The 21977-nt window shown below is 61.4% G+C and carries 25 protein-coding genes and 1 pseudogene; 18 read left to right on the top strand and 8 right to left on the bottom strand.

What is annotated here, in order from left to right; genetic code table 11:
- Nucleotides 1-17 precede the first annotated feature (17 nt).
- Entirely contained in the window at nucleotides 18-800 is a 783-nt protein-coding gene (locus tag ATY29_RS11110) for an adenosylcobinamide-GDP ribazoletransferase (RefSeq protein WP_097532729.1), read from the bottom strand.
- Between the two features lie 186 nt (nucleotides 801-986).
- On the opposite strand from ATY29_RS11110, the gene cobT reads away from it, so the two are divergent.
- Nucleotides 987-2003 (top strand): nicotinate-nucleotide--dimethylbenzimidazole phosphoribosyltransferase, encoded by a 1017-nt coding sequence (cobT, locus tag ATY29_RS11105; protein WP_097532728.1) that lies wholly within the window; start codon nucleotides 987-989, stop codon nucleotides 2001-2003.
- Between the two features lie 105 nt (nucleotides 2004-2108).
- A complete protein-coding gene (locus ATY29_RS11100) occupies nucleotides 2109-2498 on the top strand; it encodes a diacylglycerol kinase (RefSeq protein WP_003564166.1) in 390 nt (129 codons plus the stop codon).
- A gap of 68 nt (nucleotides 2499-2566) precedes the next feature.
- Here ATY29_RS11100 and ATY29_RS11095 read toward each other — a convergent pair whose 3' ends face one another.
- A complete protein-coding gene (locus ATY29_RS11095; RefSeq protein WP_003564164.1) occupies nucleotides 2567-4102 on the bottom strand; it encodes a sensor histidine kinase in 1536 nt (511 codons plus the stop codon).
- A 106-nt stretch (nucleotides 4103-4208) separates the two neighbouring features.
- Here ATY29_RS11095 and ATY29_RS11090 point away from each other — a divergent pair, with 106 nt between their 5' ends.
- The 5 genes from ATY29_RS11090 (at nucleotide 4209) to ATY29_RS11065 (ending at nucleotide 8982) form a co-directional block, all read left to right on the top strand.
- The gene (locus ATY29_RS11090) at nucleotides 4209-4766 is read left to right on the top strand and encodes a thermonuclease family protein (protein WP_003564162.1); all 558 of its coding nucleotides are present in this window, start codon (nucleotides 4209-4211) and stop codon (nucleotides 4764-4766) included.
- 4 nt (nucleotides 4767-4770) lie between these two features.
- A complete protein-coding gene (locus tag ATY29_RS11085) occupies nucleotides 4771-5403 on the top strand; it encodes a uracil-DNA glycosylase family protein (RefSeq protein ID WP_003564160.1) in 633 nt (210 codons plus the stop codon).
- 70 nt (nucleotides 5404-5473) lie between these two features.
- On the top strand, nucleotides 5474-5962 hold the full coding sequence (locus tag ATY29_RS11080) for an Lrp/AsnC family transcriptional regulator (protein WP_003540387.1): 489 nt from the start codon (nucleotides 5474-5476) through the stop codon (nucleotides 5960-5962).
- Nucleotides 5963-6626: 664 nt separating this feature from the next.
- Nucleotides 6627-7655 (top strand): porin, encoded by a 1029-nt coding sequence (locus ATY29_RS11070; protein ID WP_025416377.1) that lies wholly within the window; start codon nucleotides 6627-6629, stop codon nucleotides 7653-7655.
- Between the two features lie 430 nt (nucleotides 7656-8085).
- Nucleotides 8086-8982 (top strand): LysR substrate-binding domain-containing protein, encoded by an 897-nt coding sequence (locus ATY29_RS11065; protein ID WP_003569193.1) that lies wholly within the window; start codon nucleotides 8086-8088, stop codon nucleotides 8980-8982.
- A 38-nt stretch (nucleotides 8983-9020) separates the two neighbouring features.
- Here ATY29_RS11065 and ATY29_RS11060 read toward each other — a convergent pair whose 3' ends face one another.
- Both ATY29_RS11060 and ATY29_RS11055 read right to left on the bottom strand, forming a co-directional pair.
- The gene (locus ATY29_RS11060) at nucleotides 9021-9704 is read right to left on the bottom strand and encodes a DNA alkylation repair protein (protein ID WP_003569191.1); all 684 of its coding nucleotides are present in this window, start codon (nucleotides 9702-9704) and stop codon (nucleotides 9021-9023) included.
- A complete protein-coding gene (locus tag ATY29_RS11055) occupies nucleotides 9701-10570 on the bottom strand; it encodes an NAD(P)-dependent oxidoreductase (protein WP_003569190.1) in 870 nt (289 codons plus the stop codon). Before ATY29_RS11055 ends, ATY29_RS11060 begins: the two co-directional genes overlap by 4 nt.
- Nucleotides 10571-10733: 163 nt before the next feature.
- Here ATY29_RS11055 and ATY29_RS11050 point away from each other — a divergent pair.
- The 10 genes and pseudogenes from ATY29_RS11050 to ATY29_RS11005 all read left to right on the top strand — a co-directional run bounded on the left by ATY29_RS11050 (nucleotide 10734) and on the right by ATY29_RS11005 (nucleotide 18711).
- Nucleotides 10734-11098 (top strand): annotated as a pseudogene (locus tag ATY29_RS11050) (hypothetical protein).
- Nucleotides 11099-11290: 192 nt separating this feature from the next.
- Entirely contained in the window at nucleotides 11291-12256 is a 966-nt protein-coding gene (locus ATY29_RS11045; protein WP_097532727.1) for an aliphatic sulfonate ABC transporter substrate-binding protein, read from the top strand.
- A gap of 311 nt (nucleotides 12257-12567) precedes the next feature.
- On the top strand, nucleotides 12568-13530 hold the full coding sequence (locus tag ATY29_RS11040; RefSeq protein ID WP_097532726.1) for an aliphatic sulfonate ABC transporter substrate-binding protein: 963 nt from the start codon (nucleotides 12568-12570) through the stop codon (nucleotides 13528-13530).
- Between the two features lie 74 nt (nucleotides 13531-13604).
- Entirely contained in the window at nucleotides 13605-14780 is a 1176-nt protein-coding gene (gene ssuD, locus ATY29_RS11035) for an FMNH2-dependent alkanesulfonate monooxygenase (RefSeq protein ID WP_097532725.1), read from the top strand.
- Nucleotides 14781-14860: 80 nt separating this feature from the next.
- Nucleotides 14861-15697, top strand: a complete 837-nt coding sequence (locus ATY29_RS11030; RefSeq protein WP_003569180.1) for an ABC transporter permease subunit — start codon at nucleotides 14861-14863, stop codon at nucleotides 15695-15697.
- Nucleotides 15698-15708: 11 nt separating this feature from the next.
- On the top strand, nucleotides 15709-16533 hold the full coding sequence (locus tag ATY29_RS11025) for an ATP-binding cassette domain-containing protein (RefSeq protein WP_097532724.1): 825 nt from the start codon (nucleotides 15709-15711) through the stop codon (nucleotides 16531-16533).
- A 239-nt stretch (nucleotides 16534-16772) separates the two neighbouring features.
- A complete protein-coding gene (locus ATY29_RS11020) occupies nucleotides 16773-17096 on the top strand; it encodes an ArsR/SmtB family transcription factor (RefSeq protein WP_003569176.1) in 324 nt (107 codons plus the stop codon).
- Nucleotides 17093-17503: an SRPBCC family protein gene (locus ATY29_RS11015; protein WP_025416371.1), complete on the top strand. Its 411-nt coding sequence runs from the start codon at nucleotides 17093-17095 to the stop codon at nucleotides 17501-17503. Before ATY29_RS11020 ends, ATY29_RS11015 begins: the two co-directional genes overlap by 4 nt.
- A gap of 248 nt (nucleotides 17504-17751) precedes the next feature.
- Entirely contained in the window at nucleotides 17752-18222 is a 471-nt protein-coding gene (locus tag ATY29_RS11010; protein WP_025416370.1) for a DUF1801 domain-containing protein, read from the top strand.
- Nucleotides 18223-18258: 36 nt separating this feature from the next.
- Nucleotides 18259-18711: a DUF1801 domain-containing protein gene (locus ATY29_RS11005; protein WP_097532723.1), complete on the top strand. Its 453-nt coding sequence runs from the start codon at nucleotides 18259-18261 to the stop codon at nucleotides 18709-18711.
- 12 nt (nucleotides 18712-18723) lie between these two features.
- On the opposite strand, the gene ATY29_RS11000 is transcribed toward ATY29_RS11005, so the two are convergent.
- From ATY29_RS11000 to ATY29_RS10985, 4 genes are all read right to left on the bottom strand, one after another.
- Nucleotides 18724-19200 carry an SRPBCC family protein gene (locus ATY29_RS11000; protein ID WP_097532722.1) on the bottom strand — a complete coding sequence of 159 codons (477 nt, stop codon included), beginning with the start codon at nucleotides 19198-19200 and terminating at the stop codon, nucleotides 18724-18726.
- A complete protein-coding gene (locus ATY29_RS10995; RefSeq protein WP_003569165.1) occupies nucleotides 19197-19538 on the bottom strand; it encodes an ArsR/SmtB family transcription factor in 342 nt (113 codons plus the stop codon). The genes ATY29_RS11000 and ATY29_RS10995 overlap by 4 nt, the downstream gene beginning before the upstream one ends.
- Entirely contained in the window at nucleotides 19535-20221 is a 687-nt protein-coding gene (locus ATY29_RS10990; protein WP_003569163.1) for a glutathione S-transferase family protein, read from the bottom strand. Before ATY29_RS10990 ends, ATY29_RS10995 begins: the two co-directional genes overlap by 4 nt.
- Before the next feature lie 102 nt (nucleotides 20222-20323).
- Nucleotides 20324-21142, bottom strand: a complete 819-nt coding sequence (locus tag ATY29_RS10985) for a class I SAM-dependent DNA methyltransferase (protein WP_097532721.1) — start codon at nucleotides 21140-21142, stop codon at nucleotides 20324-20326.
- A 111-nt stretch (nucleotides 21143-21253) separates the two neighbouring features.
- On the opposite strand from ATY29_RS10985, the gene ATY29_RS10980 reads away from it, so the two are divergent.
- Complete coding sequence (locus ATY29_RS10980; protein ID WP_097532720.1) at nucleotides 21254-21973, top strand: DUF2270 domain-containing protein; 720 nt, start codon at nucleotides 21254-21256, stop codon at nucleotides 21971-21973.
- The last annotated feature ends 4 nt before the right edge of the window (nucleotides 21974-21977 follow it).

Below are 21977 nucleotides of genomic sequence, written 5' to 3'. Positions count from 1 at the left end.
CAGGACATATCGGAGTTTCAAAGAGCCGTGGCAAGGGCGCAAAGCGCGGCAATCTCGCAAATTTGCTGCGTCGCGCCCAGCGTGTCGCCGGTGTGGCCGGCAAGCTTGCGGCGGATGAAGGCGGTAAAGGCAAGTGCTGTGATGCCGGCGGCGAGCAGGCTTGCGACCAGCGGCCGCAGGCCGAAGGCCGGCCAGATCAGAAGCGCTGCGACGAGCCCGGCCGCGGCGAGCGCAAACTGCATCGCCGCCTCGTCCGGCTGGCCGGTCGAGGCGGCGACGCCATCGGCCTTGGCCGGCGGCAGCCGCTGCCAGTGCCAGGCGATGGCGCCGCGGCTGAGTGCTGCGACGGCCGGAATGGCAAGGGCTGACGTGAGCGGCGAGGCGTGGCGGGCGATGGCGGCAAGTGCTGCGGCTCGGATCGCGAAGGAGAGGATCAGCGCTATCGCGCCATAGGTGCCGATCCGGCTGTCCTTCATGATGTCGAGGCTCTGCTCGCGGCTCTTGCCGCCGCCGATGCCGTCGGCGGTATCGGCCAGGCCGTCCTCGTGCAGCGCGCCGGTGACGACAACCTGGATGCAAAGGGCGATGAGGGCCGCCATCAGCGGATCGGCGCGCAGCCCCAAAAGCAGGAGCAAGGCGAGCGCGGGAACAAAGCCGATGACGATGCCGGCGAAAGGAAAGGCGCGCACCAGCCGGCCGAGCCGGCCGTCATAGGTTTTGAACAGCGAGTGCGGCATGGGAATGCGGCTGAGGAAGGCGACGGCGCGGGCGGTATCGACCGCATGGTCCTTGATCTTCATTCTGCTTCGTTCTGCCCAAGGTTTCCGCTTACGGCCCGGCTTATGGTCGCGGCGGCGCTTTTGGTGTTGTTCGCCCCGTCGGCCCGCTTTAAGAGAGTGCGACCCGCAAAGAAGCTGATTTGCTCGACGCAAACAAGTGGTTTGCGTGAAAACAAGAATACCCGGATTCATAGGAAAACCGCACAGATGAGCGTTTCAGGCCTGCCGTTCGACGATTTCCGTACCCTGCTCCGCGATCTGCCGGGGCCGGATGCCCTTGCGCTGGTGGCGGCGCGCGAACGCGACGCGCAACTGACCAAGCCGCCGGGCGCGCTCGGACGGCTCGAGGAAATCGCCTTCTGGCTTGCCGCCTGGACGGGCCGCACACCTGCCGTCAACCGGCCGCTGGTGGCGATCTTTGCCGGCAATCACGGCGTCACCAGGCAAGGCATTACGCCTTTTCCGCCGGCGGTAACGCAGCAGATGGTCGAGAATTTTGCCGCCGGGGGGGCCGCGATCAACCAGATTTGTGTCGCCTATGATCTCGGGCTGAAAGTCTTCGATCTGGCGCTCGATTACCCCACCGGCGACATTACCGAGGAAGCAGCGCTTTCCGAGCGCGATTGCGCCGCGACCATGGCCTTCGGCATGGAGGCGATCGCCGGCGGCACCGACCTGCTCTGCATCGGCGAAATGGGCATCGGCAATACGACGATTGCGGCTGCGATCAACTACGCGCTCTACGGCGGTTCGGCGCGCGACTGGGTCGGACCCGGCACCGGTTCGGAAGGCGAGATGCTGGAGCGCAAGGTCGCGGCGGTGGAAAAGGCGGTGGCGCTGCATAGCGACCATCTCGACGATCCCCTGGAAATCATGCGCCGGCTCGGCGGCCGCGAGATTGCGGCGATGGCCGGAGCCATGCTTGCCGCCCGCATGGAGCGGATCCCGGTGCTGATCGATGGTTATGTCGCGACCGCCGCGGCGGCGATCCTCAAGGCTGCCAATCCCTCTGCGCTCGACCATTGCCTGATCGGCCACGTTTCGGCCGAGCCCGGACATCTGCGCGCAATCGAGATGCTCGGCAAGACGCCGCTTCTGGCGCTTGGCATGCGGCTCGGCGAAGGCACCGGGGCGGCGCTCGCCGCCGGCATCGTCAAAGCCGCCGCCGCCTGCCATTCCGGCATGGCGACCTTCGCCCAGGCCGGTGTGACCAACAAAGACTGAGCCCGCGCGGCTTTGCTTGCGCCGCCCGGGTGGATTCGGTATCTGCGTATTCGGTCATCAAACGGGGCGGCAAAGCCTTTCCCGGTCTGCAAGAGGGAGGGCGCCTTGACGAAGCCTGCGGTGACGAAAGAGACCGGATTTCGGCATTTCACCGCCGCCGCCAGCTATTCCTGGGCAGGCTTCCTGCGCGTTCTGAGAGAGGCAGCCTTCCGCCAGGAACTTGGTTTCTTCGTCGTTTCGATCGCAGCGCTGGCGTTAGTGGGGGCGAGCGCCGGCGAGATCGTCGTTGCGGTGGTCCTGTTTCTCGGGCTGTTTTCGATGGAGGCGATGAATACCGCCGTCGAGGAGGTCATCGACCGGATTTCGCCGGAGATTTCGATCGTCGGCAAACATGCCAAGGATCTCGGCTCTTTCGCGGTGAGCTGCATGATTGCCGCCTGCTGCCTCTATCTGGGCTTCGTCCTCGCCAAGCACCTGTTTTTCACCCTCGCATGACTTAGGCCGATCCGGCTCAGCCACGGCTCCAACAAATTGAAGCATGATGTCAGCCTGCTTGCGCTGAATCAGGCAAAACTCTTACGCTTGCGCGCGACCGCCTGAGCCTCTTCCACAGCCGGCAGGCTCTGCAGCACGCGTTTGGCTGGCAGGATTGCGATGACCTCAGTGCCCTCGCGCAGCTTCGATTTCAGCAGGAATTGTCCGTCATGCTTGGCAAGGATCGCCTGGACAATTGGCAGCCCGAGACCGGTGCCCTGTTCAGCGCTCTTGATGGCGATCGAGCCCTGGCCGAAGGCCGACAGGACGACGGGAATTTCCTCTTCCGGAATGCCGGGGCCATTGTCCTTGATAGAGATGTACTGACCGCCGCCGGCAGTCCAGCCGACCTTGACGTGAATTTCGCCGCCCTGCGGCGTGAACTTGACGGCATTGGAGAGAAGGTTGAGCACCACTTGGCGCATCGATTTCTCGTCCGCCCAGATGGCCGGCAACTGCCGCTCGAATTGATCCGAAATGGCGATGTTCTTGGCGCGGGCGCGCAGTTGGACCATGCCGATGCAATCTTCGGTGATATCGAGCAGCGAAATCGCTTCCTCGCTCAGTTCGTATTTGCCGGCCTCGATGCGGGAGAGGTCGAGGATCTCGTTGATGAGATCGAGCAGATGCTGGCCGGAGCGGTGAATGTCGCCGGCATATTCCTTATAAGTCGGATTGGCGAGCGGCCCCATGACTTCGGCTGACATAACCTCGGAGAAGCCGAGGATGGCGTTGAGCGGGGTCCTGAGCTCGTGCGACATGGAGGCGAGGAAGCGGGACTTGGCGAGGTTTGCCTCTTCGGCGCGGCGGCGCGCCTCGTCCGACATCGATTTCGCCACTTCAAGCTCGGCGATCAGGTCGTCCTTCTCCGACTGGTAGGAAAGGATCTTGAGGTTCGACTTGAACAGCCGGTCGCTGATATAGTTGAAGAAGACAAGGGTGCTGGTGAAGAGGCCCGTCAGGCTGATTTCGAGCAGGTCGCGCGACAGGCCGCTCTTGGCGGCGAGCGCCAGGATCGCCGGCGCGAAGGCGACGAGCACGGCCGGCGTCAGCATGAAATTGGACATCGCCGTGACGGAGAGCGCGATCAGCAGCGTCGCACCCTTATAAAGGATGAAGCTCGAAGGCTCGCAGGTGTCGCAGCCCTGCAGCGCGAACACCGCCCAGCAGCAGCCGATCATGAACTGGCCGAGCAGCAACAGGCGGCGCCATTTGCGGGCGCTCTCGGCGGTGATTTCCTGCCTGCGGGCCCGCCGCGCAAGCAGGATATTGCCGGTGTGGCAGGTGAGCGTCAGCAGCGCCCAGAAAAGCAATCGCGTATCTTGAGTGAAATAAACGCCAAGCGCGGTGATGATGACAATGAAGAGCGGCATGATCGTCGCGCCCTGCAGCATCGACGCCACATACATCTTGAGCACGTCACGATCAAAGGAGGAATTGGAGGCATGGCCGGACTGCAGACGTTCGCGCGTTTGCCGCACGGCCTTGGAAACGGCCTTGTTGCGGTGGCTGCGCGACCTGTCGACGATAATCTTGTCGGTCGATGTGCTTACGCCGGTACTCATGTGCACGTTGAAACTTCATCCCAGGGTGGATAAGAGCTTAACCGGCAATTCTTAAGAAGATGTTTGCCATCTTTGCCAAGGATTTGTTTTTTAAGGAGGCGAAAGCGTGACACGGAGCCTGCGCCTGATTCGCGACGGCGTGACCGCTTTTGCCCTGCTGGTGCTCCTGGCGCTGATTGCCGCCAAATTCAACGATGCAGCAAGAATTGAGCATGCGGGCGCTTTCCATGCTGCCGATGGCGACAGTCTGACGTTGGGAGCCGCACGCTTGCGCCTCGAAGGTATCGATGCACCGGAACTTAACCAGAGCTGCGAGCGGGCGGGACATGCCTGGGCCTGCGGGCGCGCGGCGCGCGAGGCGCTGCAGGGCATGGTCCTGGCATCGGGAACGCTTTGCCAGGGCAGCCGGCGCGACCGCTACGACAGGCTGCTTGTCATCTGCCGGAGCGGGATGGCCGGCGACATCAACGCCGCCATGGTGCGCCGGGGCATGGCGATCTCCTATGGCGGTTATGGCAGGGAGGAGGCCGAGGCGAGGGCTGCGAAGGCGGGCCTCTGGGCCGGCACTTTCGAGCGGCCGCGCGATGTGCGCGACCATGCGCGCCAGAGTTCCGACTCCGGCGGCCCGTTGCGCTTCATCAGACGAATCGTCGGATGGGAGTGAAGCCATGACCGACGAAGCCACGCTGGAGATGTTGCGACTGGAGATCGCCGCCTGCCGCATCTGTCGTGACGCGCCGGCGAAAGGTCTCGCATATCGGCTGCCGCACGAGCCGCGGCCGGTGGCCGTGATTTCGTCCACCGCGCGCATCCTGATCGCCGGGCAGGCGCCCGGGCTTCGGGTGCATGAGAGCGGCCTGCCGTTCGACGATACTTCAGGCGACCGGCTGCGGTCCTGGCTCGGCGTTGACAGGGAAAGCTTCTATGACCGCGACCGATTCGCCATCGTGCCGATGGGGTTCTGCTTTCCCGGCTATGACGACAAGGGTGCGGATCTGCCGCCGCGTCGCGAATGCGCGCCGTTCTGGCGGCAAAGGGTGATTGCCGCCATGCCGCAGATCGAACTGCTGCTGGTCATCGGCCAATATGCGCAGGCCTGGCATATGGCGGGCGAGCGGTTGGATAATATGACAGAGACGGTACGGGCATGGCGGGACAGCCTTCTGTCGAACCGGTCGCCGGCGGTGCTGCCGCTGCCGCATCCGAGCTGGCGCAACAGCGGCTGGCTGAAGCGTAATCCCTGGTTCGAAAAGGAACTGCTCCCGGTCCTGCGAGAGCGGACGAAAATACTGCTTTCCTGAAACAAAATTCTTTTCGTTGCGCGGAATCGCGCTATACAAAGAAAAATAATTCGAAAGGACTGTTGTGCGCATGGACCGCCTCGACCGCAAAATACTGCGTCTGCTGCAAGAAGATTCGACCCTTGCCGTTGCCGATCTTGCCAAGAAAGTGGGGCTTTCGACGACGCCATGCTGGCGGCGTATCCAGAAAATGGAAGAAGACGGCGTCATCAAGCGGCGAGTCGCCATCCTTGATCCGGAGAAGGTCAACACGAAAGTCACCGTCTTCGTGTCGATTCGCACTGCCACCCACTCGATCGAATGGCTGCGCCGCTTTTCCGAGGTGGTTGCCGAGTTCCCCGAAGTGGTGGAATTCTACCGGATGAGCGGTGATGTCGACTATCTCCTGCGAGTCGTCGTGCCCGATATCGCCGCCTATGACGCTTTTTATAAGCGGATGATCGCCAAGATCGAGATTCGCGACGTCTCCTCCGCCTTTGCGATGGAGCAAATCAAGTATTCGACGCAACTGCCGCTCGACTACATGATTCTCGACAACGCCAAATCCAACGAGGACTGAACCGCCGTGCGGCCTGCAGCCGCACGCAAATCGCGCCAGGATTGAGTGTCTGAGGCAATCCGGCCACATTTGAGTGCGCCGATCGCGGCGCGTGGAGTGGGCGAAAGTGGTCGCAACTGCAGAAAGGCCCTGGAAATAGCGAAAAAACGCTCGAATCTCACCAAATTCAAAAAAATAAATAGCCTGGTAACGAATGCGGGGCTATGTTGACCGAGAACCCGTGAGCGTTGTGTCATCATTTCGTCTCATTGGTATCGAATTCAGGACACTATGTTCTAAACCGCTGCCTTGTATGTGTTGATTGGCCGGCGGTAGAGTTTATACACTTCACCAATAATGTTCGACGGGGGTCGAACGGTGGAGAATTCGACAGATGGGGTATAGCGTTTGCGGCTTGCGGTGGAGGATTTCCGTCGCGGGGCCGCTTGGCTTGTTTTTGGCCTAGATAATTGAAATTGTTGTATAAAAATCACGCCTACGGGGAAAGTAGCTTCGGTGGGCCCATCTCACGTGTATCGAGAATTGCTTGATAAGCCGGTGTATGGGATGACGGTTTGGCGGTTCGATCGATCCGCACGCCGAGATGGCTGTTCAAACTGGGCCGGCTTCAAATCGACTACCCGATTGGAAGCCAGCCCCGATCGACAAAGGAATGGATTGGTAAATGAACATCAGAATGGTTTTGCTTGCATCAGCAGCAGCATTTGCTGCATCGACGCCGGTTCTTGCAGCTGACGCTATCGTTGCTGCCGAGCCGGAACCGGTTGAATATGTTCGCGTCTGCGACGCTTACGGCACCGGCTACTTCTACATCCCGGGCACCGAAACCTGCCTCAAGATCGAAGGCTACATCCGTTTCCAGGTCAACGTTGGCGACCAGCCAGGTGGTGACAACGATTCTGATTGGGATGCAGTTACCCGCGGTCAGGTTCAGTTCACGGCCAAGAGCGACACCGAGTATGGTCCGCTGACCGGCGTCATCGTCATGCAGTTCAATGCTGACAATGCCACCGATCAGGAAGCCATTCTCGACTCCGCTTACCTCGACATCGCGGGCTTCCGCGCTGGTCTCTTCTACAGCTGGTGGGACGATGGCCTCTCCGGCGAAACCGACGACATCGGCTCGGTTGTAACGCTGCACAACTCCATGCGCTATCAGTATGAAAGCGGCACCTTCTACGCTGGCCTCAGCGTCGACGAACTGGAAGACGGCGTTTACAAGGCTGATGAAGAAGCCAACAACGTTGGCGTTGCCTTCGGCGTCGGCGGCACGGCAGGTGCATTCAGCTACCAGGTTACCGGCGGCTGGGACTTCGACAATGAAGACGGCGCAATCCGCGCAATGGGTACGGTTGACATCGGCCCCGGCACGCTCGGCCTCGCTGGCGTATATTCTTCCGGCCCGAACTCCTACTACTCGTCGGCTGAATGGGCTATCGCTGCCGAATACGCCATCAAGGCAACCGACAAGCTGAAGATCACCCCGGCCGTTCAGTACTACGGCAACTACTTCGGCGGTGGCAAGGCTGTTCCGGATGACTTCGACGGTCTCGGCGATGCTTGGAAGGTCGGTCTGACGGTTGATTACCAGATCGTCGACAACTTCTACGCCAAGGCTTCGGTTCAGTACCTCGATCCGGATGATGGCGACGACTCCACGACGGGCTACTTCCGTCTGCAGCGTTCGTTCTAATCCAAATACTGGATGCTCCCGGTCTTCGGACCGGGGGCGCTTCAAATCAGTTTCTGATCCGAGTGACCTCCGATCAGCTACGGGGACGGGTCCGGTCTTCCCTGCCGGACCGTCCTTGCAGCGTTTTTAACGCACAGTCCTCCGGGCAGTCTCTCAAAAACCTTTTCAGGTAACCGAACCGGTTCGTTGCTGATCGCACCCGGGCTTCTTGCCAGCCTTGTTATCGAGGCACCCCTATTTCTATTTTCAAGCGAGCTTGTCTGTCGATCAGCTGCGTCGCGCGAGCCGTATTTGCCGCCGGCTGGCTTTGTCGCAACAGGGTGCGAAAAGCAAATCCAATGCCGACAATGTGATTACAGCTTTTTTGGAGAGGGGATACAACCCTTGCAGGGGCTGGGCTTTCATTCCTTCTCGCGGACAGGTTGTTCTTATGGACGATCTCAACGATTACTATTATTTCGCCGCTGTCGTCTCCAGCGGCGGTTTTGCTTCTGCAAGTCGCGATCTCAAGATACCGCGTTCGAAGTTGAGCAGGCGGGTCAGCCGGCTTGAGGACGGGCTTGGCGCAAGGCTCATAGAACGCTCGACTCGTCACTTCCGGGTGACGGAGATCGGCCAGGCTTTCTACGAAAGATGCCAGACCATCTTGCAGGAGGCCGATCGCGCCAAGTCAATCGTCAGCGAGGCTCAATCCGATCCGCAAGGCGTCGTGCGGATGGGCTGCCCGCTCGGTCTCGTCGACATCTCGGTCGGCGGAATCCTGCCTGAATTCCTGGAGCGTTATCCGAAGATCAAATTGCAGATCATCGGCTCCGACCGGCGCGCCGACCTCATCAATGAACGGATCGATCTTGAAGTGAGAGCGACCAATGAGCCGGAGACGCAGACGAGCCTGACGATGCGCAAGCTCGACCGGGTACGGCGTATTCTCGTCGCAAGTCCGGCGCTGGTGGAGCGCACCGGTGGCCTGAATTGTGTGGACGAACTGGCCGACCTTCCGACGCTGGCGATGACTTCATGGGTGTCTTTTCACAGCTGGGAATTGATCGGTCCGAATGACGCCAAACGAGTCATTCGGCATCAGCCGCGGCTCACCTGCCGCAGCATGACCGCCATCCTCGACGCGGCCCGTGCCGGTCTCGGCTTCGGGCTTTTGCTCGAAAGCGCCTGCGAAGCCGATCTCCAGGCCGGCAAGCTGGTGCGGGTGCTGCCGGATTGGCAGTCGGAGGAGAGCCAGTTCTATATCGTCTTCACCACAGCCAAGGGCATGCCGCCGGCAGTGCGGGTGCTGATCGATTTCCTGGTCGAAAAATCCCGGCAGCATTGAAGAAGCAGCATAGACGGAGAAGGGAACCGGGCATGCGTTTATTTCAGCCGTGCCAGCAGCTTTTCGCCGGCCAGTTCCTTGACTGCATCCTTGCCGATCCAGCGGGCCGTTTTGTCGGGGCTTTCGGCCAGAGCTCTTGCGAGGGCGAGCGCCGGTGCATGGCAGGCGAGATTGCGCTTGCCGATACTGCGCAGCGCCCAATTGACCGCCTTGCGCACGAAGTTTCGCGGGTCGCGGGAATAGGCCTTGATCAGCGGCAGCCACGCAAAGATGGTTGCGTCGGGCTCCTTCTTCCGATGCACGGCGGCGCCGGCAATCATGGCGAAGGCAGTGCGCCTGACAAATTCGCGCTCGTCGGCGGCGAATTCTGAGATGAGATCGTCCAGCCGGGCCTCGACGAAGAGATCGGCGGCGCAATCGACGATCTCCCACGAACTGAAATCATTGGCCCAATTGCGGGCTTCTTCCGCCGTCAACCGCTTCGGCTCGGCAGTGCAGAGTGCGAGCAGGCGGGCTTCACGGATATCGCTTTGCCAGAGTTCGACCGCTCTGGCGTGATTCTTCTTCGCCAGTCGGGCGATTGCCCTGATATCGGAATTGGAGATTCCGAGGGCGCGGTTCGTGACAATGCCGAAGCGCGCCATGCCGGCGACATTTTCCTCTGAACGCAGCGTTTCGAGATGGGCGATCAGTTCGGCTGCGTCGGAGGCTGACGTGATCATTTTTCGAGGCGGGCGAGCAACGAGGATGTATCCCAGCGGTTGCCTCCCATCGCCTGGACGTCGCCGTAGAACTGGTCAACGACCGCGGTGACCGGCAGCTTGGCGCCGTTGCGGCGGGCTTCGGTGAGCACGATACCGAGATCCTTGCGCATCCAGTCGACCGCGAAGCCGAAATCATATTTTCCGGCGTTCATGGTCTTGTGGCGGTTTTCCATCTGCCAGGAGCCGGCGGCCCCCTTGGAAATCACCTCGACGACCTTTTCGATATCGAGACCGGCGCGCTTGCCGAAATGCAGCCCTTCGGCAAGCCCCTGGACGAGCCCGGCGATGCAGATCTGGTTGACCATCTTGGTCAGTTGGCCAGAACCTGCCGGCCCCATCAAACCGACCATTCGGGCATAGGCGTCGATGACTGGCCTGGCGCGTTCGAAAACGGTCTCGTCGCCGCCGCACATCACGGTCAGGGCGCCGTTTTCAGCACCGGCCTGGCCGCCCGAGACCGGAGCATCGATGAAGTCGACGCCTTTTTCTTTTGCCGCGGCATAAAGTTCGCGGGCGACCTCGGCGCTAGCGGTGGTGTTGTCGATCAGCACCGAACCCGGCTTCATGCCATGCAAAGCGCCGCCCTTGCCCGATGTCACGGACCGGAGATCTTCGTCATTGCCGACGCAGACGAAGACGAAATCGGCGCCCGCGGCGGCTTCGGCCGGGGTGGGGGCGGATTTGCCGGAGAATTTCTCCGCCCAGGCAGCGGCTTTTTCGGCCGTACGATTGTAGACGGTGACGTCGTGGCCGCCCTTCGTCTTCAGATGACCGGCCATGGGAAAGCCCATGACGCCGAGACCGATGAATGCGACTTTAGCCATATGTCCTGTCCTTATCCGGAGTGCGAGGCCCTGAGGATTAACCGAAACGGCCGGGGCAGAAAAGCCGTGAAGACGGACTTCCTTGCGACAGATGGATATGAGGCTGGTCACCGTTGGCCTCAACCCTAGATGAGAACCAGGCAAATGTTTCCGGGGGGGTGATGTGCGCGACGTTCCGACGATCGAGCCGCGGCGCAAGGGCCGCAGTGGAATGCAGTCGAAGCTTATTACATCGCAGCAGATGGTCACCGAGCTGATTCGATCGGCACCGGCAGGGGCAGCACGGAACTTGGCGTTCTCCGCCGCCGTCTCGCTGTTCAATACGGAGCTGGCGCCTGCTGCCCGGTGACCGTGCAGCGGCATTTGCGCGCGATCGTCGAGCTTGCCTTTGGCGTGTTGGAGAAGGGGGAGCCTGTGTCGACGGTGACGCCCTATTGGCGCATGGTCGATCCGCTTGCGACGCGGCTCGCTGGCGGCCCCAGCCGCATCCCGGAGCGGCTGGCCGCCGAGCCCCGGCAGGGACGGTGAAGACAGAATAGTGGCCGCGTGGAAAAAAATTCCGCTTAAGGGGCAATTTCCGGTCGGCAAAATTTCATCAAAGGCGGAATCTCACAAATAAAATTGTCGATATAAAATATAGATTTCATCATCATGAATTGTCACAACGGACAAACCGGCCAACCGAAAGCAGTTCCGGCACCGTTCAAGTAGGGGATAATCATGATTTCACGTCGACAGACGCTTGGACTTTTCGGTGCGGCCGCCGCCGTAGGGTTGTTGCCCGCCATGAAGCCGGCACGCGCCGCCGCCACGGAATTTCGTATCGGCTGGCAGAAGAACGGTGTGCTGGCGCTTGCCAAGCGTCGCGGCGCCCTTGAAAAGCGGCTTGCCGATCGCGGCATTACCGTCAGTTGGTCGGAATTCACCTCAGGCCCACCGCTTCTCGAAGCGCTCGGCGCCGGCGCTCTCGATTTCGGCGCGACCGGCGATGTGCCGCCGCTCTTTGCCCAGGCCGCGGGGGCGCAGCTCTATTATGTCGGCCTCTACCGCGGCAGCCCTGCGGCGTCGGCCATCCTGGTGCGCAAGGATTCGCCCATCAAGACACTTGAGGACCTCAAGGGCAAGAAGGTCGTCTTCAAGCGCGGCTCGAGCGCCCACAACGTTGCAATCAAGGTCTTACGCCACGCGGGTCTCAAGCCCGAGGATGTCGAGCAGATCGATCTTTCACCCCCGGATGCGGCGGCCGCATTCAAGAACGGCAGCATCGATGCATGGTCGATCTGGGACCCCTATCTGGCGATTGCAGAAGCCGATCCGGAGACGCGTGTCCTTACGACCGCCGAAGGCATCGTCGACTCCTACAGTTTCTTCCTCGCCAACCGCAATTTCACCGATGCCAACGGTCAGGTGATTGTCGATGTCATCGACGAGCTTGCCAAGGTCGGCAAGTCGGCACAGAGCAATCTCGACGAGACGGTGAAGGAACTTTCCGAGATCACCGGCGTGCCGGTCGAAGTGACGCGCGTGACGGCGACGCGCAAGGGCACCGATCTTGGTAGCGTCTCGACGATCACCGACGCTGCCGCCGCCTATCAGCAGGGTCTCGCCGACGAATTCTATAATCTCGGCATCGTGCCGAAGAAGCTGGTGACCGGCGATATCATCTGGCGTCCCAAGGCCAGCTAAAGCGCGTCGCATCAAACTTGATCCATGCGACGCATTTTAGCTTCTTGTTCTGATGCATGTTGTAACCCCGGAAACGCTGCACACTTCCGGGCGACATGCATTAGTTGCCGGGGCAAGTTGATTTTTCAGCTTGGGCCATGATTTGCGCGAGGCGGCATGGGGAGGGCCTCCATGCCGCCTCGCGCGAAAAATTATTCTCCGAAGCGGATTAGAATGGCAAATTGATATTGTCGATCTAATTGGTAGTCTATGTCAATATCCTCAACAGGAGGCGGACACCAATCGCCATTCGATCGACAGGGATATTTCAGATGTTCACGCGCAGACAGACACTCGGCCTTCTTACAGCCTCCGCCGCCACCGCGATCCTCCCAAGCATTCGCCCGGCACGAGCAGCGACGACGCTGCGTATCGGCTGGCAGAAGTTCGGGGTGCTGCCGCTTGCCAAGGCATCGGGCGCGCTGGAGAAACGGCTTTCAGCCAAGGGTGTCAGTGTCGAATGGAACGAGTTCACATCAGGCCCACCTTTGCTCGAGGCGGTCGGCGCCGGCGCGCTTGATTTCGGCGTTTCCGGTGACGTACCGCCGCTTTTTGCCCAGGCGGCCGGCGGCGACCTGCTCTATGTCGGGGCCTATCGAGGCCCGGCGGCTTTCCATGGACTGCTGGTGCAGAAGGATTCGCCGATCCAGACGCTTCAGGATCTGAAGGGCAAAAAATTGGCCTACAAGCGCGGTTCGAGTGCGCATAATTTCGCCCTGAAGGTTCTCGCTAAGGCCGGGCTGTCGCGCTCCGACATTTCCGAGATCGATCTGCCTCCGCCGGATGCGGGTGCCGCCTTCAAGACCGGCAGCATCGATGCCTGGGCGATCTGGGATCCGTTCTTTGCCGTCGCCGAGGCAGATCCTCAGACGCGGCTACTGACGACTTCCGAAGGCCTGCTCGATAATTGGGGTTATTTCCTCGGCAATGGTGCCTACACCGGAGCCAATCCTGAGGTGATCGCCGAGGTGATCGACGAACTCGCCAAGGTAGGCGCCGCTGCCCAGGCCGATCTCGACGGCACTGTGAAAGCGCTGTCCGAGATAACGGGCGTGCCGGAAACCATCACGCGGGTGACACTGACGCGTAGCCAGGCCGATCTCGGCAAAATCTCGCTCTTCCCCGACCAGGCACTCACCTACCAGCAGGGACTTGCCGACGATTTCCACGCGCACGGCATCGTGCCGAAGAAACTCAAGATCAGCGACATCGTCTGGCACCCCAAGGCCAGCTAGTTCTGGAAAAGCTGACGTTGTCAGCTACCCGAGCTACTCAGATTTTTGAATTCCGCAGCAAAGGACCGTCTTCCATGACCGCCACTTCCGATCCCATCAACTTCCTCTGGTTCATCCCGACCTCGGGCGATGGCACCTATCTCGGCTCAGCCGATCTCAATCGCGCGCCGGAAATCGGCTATCTCACGCAGATCGCCCAGGCGGTCGACCGGCTCGGTTATTCCGGAGTGCTGCTGCCGACGGGCGTTGCCTGCGAGGAGTCTTTCGTGACTGCGGCGGCGCTCGCGGCCAAGACCGAGAAGCTGCAGTTCCTGGTGGCGATCCGCCCCGGCACGGCCTCGCCTGCCTACTACGCGCGTCTGGCAACGACGCTGGACCGGATCTCCAACGGCCGTCTGCTACTCAACATCGTCGTCGGCGGCAGCCCGGCGGAGCTTGCCGGGGACGGCATCCATCTCGAGCATGACGAACGTTACGCCCATGCCGAGGAATTCTTCACAGTCTTCGAGGAACTGCTGGAGAAGGGCAGGGCGAGCTTCGACGGCAAATACATCAAGGCGACCAATGCGCGGCTCGGCTTTCCCTCCGTGCAGAACCCGCGCCCGCCGCTCTATTTCGGCGGCTCGTCGGATGCCGGCATCGATTTCTCGGTCGGCCGCGTCGACAAGTACCTGACCTGGGGTGAACCGCCGGCGCAGGTGGCCGAAAAGATCGCCAAGGTGCGCAATGCCGCTGCCGAGCGCGACCGCGAAGTGAGCTTCGGCATCCGCCTGCACTTCATCGTGCGCGAGACTGACGAGGAAGCATGGGAGGCCGCCGAACGGCTGATCCGCCATCTCGACGACGATACGATCCGTGAGGCGCAGGAGCGTTTCGTCCACGAATCCGACTCGGTTGGTCAGAAGCGTATGGCTGCCCTTCACGGCGGCCGTCGCGACAAGCTCGAAGTTTCGCCGAACCTCTGGGCCGGCGTCGGCCTGGTGCGCGCCGGCGCTGGCACGGCGCTGGTCGGTTCGCCGCAGACGGTGGCTGCGCGCCTTCGCGAATATCAGGAGATCGGCATCGATACCGTGATCGGCTCCGGCTATCCGCATCTCGAAGAGGCCTATCGCGTCGCCGAACTGCTTTTCCCCGAACTAGGCATCACTCGTGAGCAGCAGCGCCTGGGCTTCCACAACGAGTTCGGCCGCAAGCAGGTCTTTGCGGGCGGCAGCCATGGCGGCAATCTGAAAGTCGTCTCCGGCTCCTAAGCCCGAGCAAAGAGCGTGAAACCGCCGAAAGCCGTACACGGCTTTCGGTATCCTGCTCCTGATAAGCGCGAGGACAATGCATGTCGACTTTCGATACTCCGTTCGTACGATCGGTCGCTGCCGAGGAGGCCGCAAAGACGGGTTTCCGCCTGCCGCTGCCCCGCCGGGAGAAGCTGATACCCTATCTGGTGCCGATGGCGATCGTGGCGTTCTGGCAGCTTGCCTCCTCGGCCGGATTGATCTCCTCGCGCATCATGCCATCACCGGCCGATGTCGCTCTCGCCTTCTGGTCGACGACCGTTTCCGGCCAGCTGCCGAACGACGTGCTGGTCAGCGCCGGCCGCGCTTTTGCCGGCCTTCTCGTCGGCGGCTCGATCGGATTCCTGCTCGGTATCGCCAATGGCGTGTCGCGCATTTCGGAGCAGCTGACAGATACGACGCTGCAAATGCTGCGCACCATTCCACATCTGGCGATGATCCCGCTCGTCATCCTGTGGTTTGGGATCGGCGAGGAATCGAAGCTGTTCCTGACCTCGCTCGGTGTGCTCTTTCCCGTTTATCTCAACACCTATCACGGCGTGCGCAATGTCGACCGCGATCTTATCGAGATGGGAAGAGTCTATGGCATGGGGAACTGGACGCTGTTCCGCAAGGTGATCTTTCCGGGTGCGCTGCCGTCGATCTTCGTCGGCCTCCGCTATGCGCTCGGTATCATGTGGCTGACCTTGATCGTATCGGAATCGATCGCCGCGTCCTCAGGCATCGGCCACATGGCCAACAATGCCCGCGAATTCATGATGACTGACATAGTCGTGCTCGCGCTCGTCATCTATGCCGTGCTCGGCAAGCTTGCCGATGTCATCGCCAGGGTTCTGGAGCAGCGGCTGCTCGCCTGGAACCCGGTCTACCAGAAATAGGAGAGACGCGCATGACCGTGAACACCCGTGAGCGTTTTCACGCCGTCGCTGAGGAACTCGTTTACGAGCGCGACACCGCGCCGACGGCCGGAGCGGGCGCTGCGGCAATCAGCCTGACCGGGCTCGAAAAGAGCTTCGGCGCCAACCGCGTGCTCCGCGGCATCAACCTGCATATTCCAGCCGGCCAGTTCGTCGCCGTGATCGGCAAGAGCGGCTGCGGCAAGAGCACGCTGTTGCGCATCGTGATGGGCCTCGACGAGCCGAACGCCGGCGACCTGCGTTTCGAGGATGCCGACGGTGTTGAGGCCAGCCCGAATGCGCGCATCGTTTTCCAGGAGCCGCGGCTGCTGCCCTGGCTCAGCGTCGCCGACAATGTCGTGGTCGGCCTCGGCGACGGCATCGACAGGCGAAGCGCAATGAAGGCGGCCGAGGCCGTGCTTTCCGAAGTCCAGCTTGGCGAAAAGGCTGGCGAATGGCCGGCGCGGCTGTCCGGCGGGCAGCGGCAGCGGGTGGCGCTGGCGCGCGCGTTGGTGAGCCGTCCGGGCGTGCTGGCGCTCGATGAGCCGCTAGGCGCGCTCGATGCGCTGACGCGGATCAGCATGCAGGAACTCATCAACCGCGTCTGGCGTGAACTTGGCTTCACCGCCGTGCTCGTCACCCACGATGTCAGCGAGGCGGTGCATCTCGCGGACCGGGTCATCGTGCTCGACGAGGGACGGATCGCGCTCGATCTTTCCATTCCCTATCCGCATCCACGCCGGCACGGCCATCCCGGCCTGGCCGAGCTAGAAGGCCGCCTGCTTGCTGCAATCCTCGGTACCGACGGCGGGCATTGATCCAAGCCGTTGGTGGGCTTTGATCACAATCTTGCCCCTGCGACCATCGAGACGGAAACGCATCCATGCATAGCCAATGAGCTATGCTGACTTCAAGCAAGGACCTCGCGAGAGCGACGCACGTTCCTCGTTCGCCAATGCCTGGGCAAACTTGTCCTTTCACCATCCGTTCGCCGCTTGACGTACGTATACCTCTGTGGCTATACGTAGATCCATAGTCAATGGGGTATGAATACCGAATGTCCGACGCCCAAGACGCGCTCTTCAAAACACTCGCCGATCCGACGCGGCGGGCTTTGTTCGAGCGGTTGTGCCGGGAAGGGGAAAAGACGGTCGGGGCTTTGACGGCTCGGGCCGGGGTTTCGCAACCGGTTGTATCGAAACATCTCGGAATATTGAAGCAAGCCGGCTTGGTGCGCGATCGTCATGAGGGGCGGCAGACGCATTATAGTGCGCAGCTCGGCGCGCTTGCCCCGCTGATCGACTGGACGAGAGAGATGGCACACTTCTGGCAAAGCCGCTTCGACGACCTCGAAGATTTGCTGAAAAGGATGGATCAATGACTGATACCCCGACCGAAATGCGCTCCGTAGTCGTCGAGCGCGAGATCGCCTATCCCACGGAAAAGATCTGGCGCGCGCTTACCCAACCACACCTGATCGAGGAGTGGCTGATGAAGAACGACTTCAAGCCTGCGGTCGACCATCGCTTCAATTTCAGCGCCGACTGGGGCTCCGTCGAGTGCCAGGTCCTGGAGGTCGAGCCGAATAGGACACTGTCCTACACGTGGGGAGCCCATGGCCTCGAAAGTGTCGTCACCTGGACACTCACCCCGACCAGCGAGGGCACGCATTTGCGGATGGAGCAGTCGGGCTTCCAGCCCGGTCAGCGGCTGGCTTACGGTGGCGCCAAGGCCGGGTGGCCGCGGTTCTTTGCAAATCTGGAGCAGGTGTTGGCGCGGATAGAGTGAGCCTGCCCACGCCCGGACTGACTTTAACGGGAAGGTCCGATTGAACTTCAACAAAGGGTCGCGGCAGATCCACTGGCCGTCCCTTGCCTTTACCATGGCGGTCATTCTCAATATGATCGCGGTGCTATAGCAATTGGCCGTCTGGGCAGGCCTCTTGGCGCTGCTGCCGCTCGGCGTGCTTCTCGCGACCGGTCTACCGAGGCGCTGCGCTATGCCGTCAGGTGGGGCGGGAGATAGGAGTGAAGGCAATGGCCGGCAAGACCTCCAAGACCGCAGCGAAGGTCGGACAGAAGATAGCCGCCGAGCCGACCGCGGCAGAGGCGAAGCTTCTCTCGGGCGGCAACCCGCAAATCCCCAAGGGCTACGGCGACGCTCCGGTGCAGGCCTATATCGCCGCGATGCCGGGCTGGAAAAGCGACGTCGGGCGCCGCCTCGATGTACTGATCACGCGCACCGTGCCCAATGTGTACAAGGCGGTCAAATGGAACTCGCCCTTCTACGGCATCGAAGGGGAGGGCTGGTTCCTCGGCATTCATTGCTTCACCAAATACGTCAAGGTGGCATTCTTCCGGGGTGCGTCGCTGCAGCCTCTGCCGCCCGGCCATTCCAAGCAGAAGGAAGTCCGCTACCTCGACATCCGCGAGGACGACGAAATCGATGAAGCCCAGCTTGCCGCCTGGGTGGAGCAGGCAAGCCAATTGCCCGGCGAACGGATGTAGCAACCAATGACCCTCGAATGACGGGCGGGAGGAACCATGAAGAAAGCGACAGCAGCCATGAAGAAGAACGATTCCGGGGAAGCAAACGCGGGAGCCTCCCCGTCTCAGCTGATCGACATGAGGATCACGGAACTCGGCGATTGGCGCGGCGAGCTGCTCGCCCGGGTCCGTGCGCTCATCAAGCAGGCCGAGCCGGAGGTGGTGGAGGAATGGAAGTGGCGAGGGGTTCCGGTGTGGGAACGTTCCGGCATCATCTGCACCGGCGAGACCTATAAGAGCGCGGTGAAGCTGACCTTTGCCAAGGGCGCCTCATTGCAGGACCCTTCCGGTCTCTTCAATTCCAGCCTTGACGGTAACACGAGGCGCGCCATCGATTTCCATGAGGGCGATGAGATCGACGAGGAGGCGTTGAAGGCGCTCTTTCGCGCCGCCGCAGCGCTGAACACCTCAGCAAAGGCAGCCGCCTCCCGGAAGAAAACAAGCGGCTGAGGCCAGGTCTGGCTAATGGATCGGGCTCGCCTCGCGCTCGAGGAAGAGTTCGAGATTGTCGAGGCCGATCTCGGTGCCCTGGAGGCGGGCGCCGTTGTCGGCGTAGCCATCGAGAAAGACCACCTGCTCGGTGAAGACCATTCTGGTGCCGGCGGGTTCGGCTTCGAAGACGACGGTGGCAAGCGAGGTGGAGATACGGGTTTCGCCAAGTTTCATCTCATAGGCATAGATGATGCGGGCATCGGGCACGATATCGATGTAGTGGGCGTCATAGGCGTGCAGAAGCCCGTCGGTATCGGCGACGTGGTTCCGCTCTGTACCGCCGGGGCGGAAATCGAGCCTGTATTCCAGCGGCGTCCATTCGCCGTGGCAGGCGAACCATTGGCGCTTGGCCTCCGGTGTCGACCAGGCACGGAAGACACGGGCGACCGGCGCCTTCAGGCGGCGCTCGATGACGAGGGTGGCGTGTTCCTCGGATCGTGTCGTCATTCGGAAAAGGTCTCCGGTTCTTCGGCGAGATATTGATCCAGCCTGTCGAAGGTGGTGGTCCAGCGGCTCTTTCGCTGTTCCACCCAGCGTTCGACGGCGGCAAGCGCGTCCTGCTGCAGGCGGTAGGTTCGCACCCGGCCGGATTTCTCGGAGAGTACGAGGCCGCTTTCCTCCAACACCTGCAGATGTTTCATCACCGTCGGCAGGGCGACCGCAAGCGGCGCGGCCAGCTCGGTGACGGAAGCCGGGCCGCGGCCGAGGCGGTCGATCATGCCGCGACGGCTGCGGTCGGAAAGCGCGTGAAACATGCGGTCGAGACCCGCCTGGCCGTCGATCATCCCGCGGTATTCCGGAAGCGGCTGGGCAGCCTGTCATGGTAGGGATAGAATTTGAAATAGGGGCGGGCCTCTTCCAGCGCCCTTGCAAAGGATGGGCGAGCGAGAAGCCGGTCGTAATAGGCGCGAAGTTTTGGCTGCTCCTCCAAAAAGGGGACCAGAGTCTCGGCGTAGAAGAGGGCGGGGGCTGCGGCGCAATCGGCCATGGTGAAGGCCTCGCCCGAGATCCATGAGCTCTCGGAGAGCTGTTTTTCGATCATCGCATAGGCGGTGGCAAGCGTCGTCTTGCAGGCGGCCACCTCTGTCTCGTCCTCCTTACCCTCGGGGCGCCGGCGATTGCTGACGATGGTCTGCATCGGCGCCTGGACATAATGGTCGAAGAAGCGATCCCAGAGACGGACCTGCAGCGCTCGGTCGATTTCCAGCGGCAGCAGGGAAACGGGGCCGGGATAATAATGGTCGAGATATTCGATGATGATCGACGTCTCGGGAACCGTGCTGTCGCGTGCTTCGTCCCGCAGCAGCGGCATCTTGCCGACCGGCCAGAAACGGAAAAGATCGGCGCGCGAGGCTTCGTCGGAGAGATCGACGAGGCGGTTTTCGAAGGGCGTGCCATTTTCGTAAAGCGCGATCAGCACTTTGTGGCAGAAGGAGGCGAGCGGATGCCCATAGAACACGAGCGACATGCGGCGGCCTTTCCTATTTGGTGGAAAACTTTACCGACCGACTAAGTATCAGGTCGGAAAGCAATGCGCAACAGATAGTTCGCCAATCGTGTAACTATTGTATCAGCCGATGTATCTGGCGATCACCAGATGGCCGGGGGTCGGCTGGCCGTCTTCCATGCGCACGTTGATATCTGAGATCTCGACCAGTTCGAAACCGGTCGCCGCCAGCCGTTCCCTCACATAGGCGTCGGCATGGGCGAAGCGCTGGTGCGGACCGACCATATAGGCGCGGCCGGCGAGGGTCTCCTCCGGCAGCGTTTCCGAGGAGAAAATGAACAGGCCGCCGAGGGTCAGGTTCTCGGCGGCGCCGAAAAACAGCGGTTCCAGCGCGCCGAGATATGGCAGCACGTCGGTGGCAGTAATGATGTCGAAGGCTTCCTCATCATTGTCGTCTAGAAAATCCTCGACCTCGGCGACGAAGAGCGTCTCGTAAAGATCCTTTTCATGGGCGATCTCGACCATCTTTTCCGAAAGGTCGAGGCCGGTCATATCGTCGCAGAGGTCGCGCAGCGCGCCGCCGGTGAGGCCCGTGCCGCAGCCGAGATCGAGCAGCCGCTTGAACGGCCCGAGCTTCAGCGCCTGCAGGCGCTGGCGCACCAGCATCGGCACGTGATAGCCGAGCTGCTCGACGAGCACGTCCTCGAAAACCTCGGCATGCTGGTCGAACAGGGTCTCGACATAGGCGTCGGGCGCCCTGACCGGGGTTTCGCCGCGGCCCATCGCGGCGATGCGCACGGCCGCACCGCCGTGATCGTCGGGGTCGATTGCCAGGACTTCCTCATAGGCTGCCACGGCCGCGTCGACATCTCCGGCCTTTTCCAGAGCGAGAGCGCGGTTATAGGCCTCGCCAAGGGCTTCTTCGTCGATCTTCTTTGCCATCGCACTTCACCGTTCTTTGTTTCAGCCATGGCTCTAAGGCCGCTTTCGATCTTTTGCAATGGCGTGGCAGTCGGCGCAGAATGGCCGAAAACAAGCCGACGGAGGAAAGCCATGAAATCGGAGCAAGACAGGGCGTTGTCGAGGGAAGGCGAGGCCGGGCGCACATTGCTGCCGCGTACGCCTGGTGAGATCACCAACTCGCTCAGCCATTATTACCGCGGCGAACTCGGGCGGATGACGAGCTGGCGCGACCGGATAGACCGGACGTCGAACTGGGCGATCACCGTGGTGGCGGCGCTGCTGTCGGTGTCACTGTCGACTCCGACCTCGCATCACGGTGTGCTGCTTTTCGGGATCATGCTGGTGACGCTGCTTCTGATGATAGAGGCGCGCCGCTACCGCTTCTTCGACATCTACCGCGCCCGCATTCGACAGGTCGAGCGCTGCTATTTCGCCCAGATCATGGCGCCCGACGCCAATGCCGGCAGCGAATGGGCAACGGTTATCGCGGGCAGCCTGCGCAAGCCGCGTTTCCTGCTGAGCTATCACGAGGCGATGCACCGCCGTCTCAAGCGCAATTACGGCTGGATGTATCTGATCCTGCTGCTGGCCTGGTGCCTGAAGATCACAACTCCGAAACTGCAGACGGAGGGCATGCCGGCGCTGCAGGCGCAATCATGGACCTATGTCATTGACAATGCCGTGCTCGGGCCGATTCCCGGCCTTCTCGTCCTTGCTATCGTCCTCGCCTTCTATCTCGGCATGCTCGCCTTTGCCCTGCGCCCCGACCGCGACGAGGGCGAGTTCGGTCGAGGCGAGGCGCATGTCTGAGGTG

Origin of the sequence: Rhizobium hidalgonense, from assembly GCF_002914525.1 — a bacterium.
Taxonomy (GTDB): domain Bacteria; phylum Pseudomonadota; class Alphaproteobacteria; order Rhizobiales; family Rhizobiaceae; genus Rhizobium; species Rhizobium hidalgonense.
Note: the sequence above shows the minus strand (reverse complement) of the source record. Positions and strands in the feature narration are given on the sequence as shown.